Origin of the sequence: Pseudomonas sp. FSL R10-0399 (assembly GCF_009600165.1) — a bacterium.
GTDB lineage: Bacteria > Pseudomonadota > Gammaproteobacteria > Pseudomonadales > Pseudomonadaceae > Aquipseudomonas > Aquipseudomonas helleri.
The window spans coordinates 1-1,043 of the sequence record NZ_WIWK01000262.1 but is presented as its reverse complement, the minus strand read 5'-3'; the positions used below and the strand labels follow the sequence as shown (position 1 = coordinate 1,043).

The window sequence follows — 1,043 nt, the reverse complement described above, 5'->3', positions numbered from 1 at the left end:
GCGCCGGGCCGCTGCTGGGCGAACTCGGCCAAACCGACCTCGGCCAGCAATTGCCCGGCGCGCCGGTTGGCGTCTTCGCGGTTCAGCCCACGGTTGAGCAGGGCGATGGCGATATTCTCGGCCGCACTCATCCACGGGAACAGGTTGTTCTGCTGGAAGATCAGCGCGCTGTCGGGTTTGTTGCCCGTCAACGCCTGGCCGTCATACAAAAGGTGCCCGGTGCTGGGCTGTTGCAGACCGGCGGCGATGTTGAGCAAGGTGCTTTTGCCGCAGCCACTGCGCCCCAGCAGCACGGTGAAGCTGCCCGCCTTGATGTCCAGATCACCGACATCGACCCGCGTGCCGCCTTCAAACTGCTTGCTCAGGCCACGAAAGCTCAGCGTGGCGCCCCGGCTCATGACGACCACCCGCTAAAACGGCGCCCGAGCAACAGCAACAGGCGATCCACCACAAAACCCACAGCACCAATGGTCATCACGCCCACCATCACCAACGGCATGTTGTACATCTGCTGGGCCATGATGATCATGTAGCCCAACCCGGAATTGATCCCGGCCATTTCCCCGGCCAGCACCGCCATCCACGCGCCGAAAAAGGCCATGCGCAGGCTGGTCATCGCGCTCGGCGCAATCGCCGGCAAGCGCACCCGTAGCCAGATTTGTTTGCGGGTGCAGCGCAGGTTGTGGGCGATGTTCAGGTACTGCGGGTTGATGGCGTCCAGTGCGGCGCTCAGCGACAGCGTCATGGTGCCCAGCACGGCGAGGAACACCACGAAGACCGCCGCCTGGCCACCAATGCCGATCACCGCGATGGTGAAGGGCACCCAGGCCACCGGTGAGATCGGCGCCAGGGTTTGCACCAGTGGCAGGATCAAACGGCGCAACAGCTTCACTTCGGTGATCAGAACCGCCAGCACCAGCGCCGCCAGGCTGCCGGCCAGCAGCCCGCCGCTGACCCGCATCAAGGTCACTAGCAAGGCCTCCAGCAATCCGCTGCGCTGCTGGCCGAAACCCACCACCGCTTCACCGGAAAACGCGTACGGC

Annotated in this window: 2 protein-coding genes; both read right to left on the bottom strand. The window is 64.5% G+C overall.

Features of this window, described 5'->3' with window-relative positions; translation table 11 throughout:
* The coding region (locus GHO41_RS29320) for an ATP-binding cassette domain-containing protein (protein ID WP_153435349.1) at nucleotides 1-398 on the bottom strand (398 nt) is incomplete at its 3' end.
* The coding region (locus tag GHO41_RS29315; protein ID WP_153435348.1) for an ABC transporter permease at nucleotides 395-1,043 on the bottom strand (649 nt) is incomplete at its 5' end. The genes GHO41_RS29315 and GHO41_RS29320, both read right to left, overlap by 4 nt.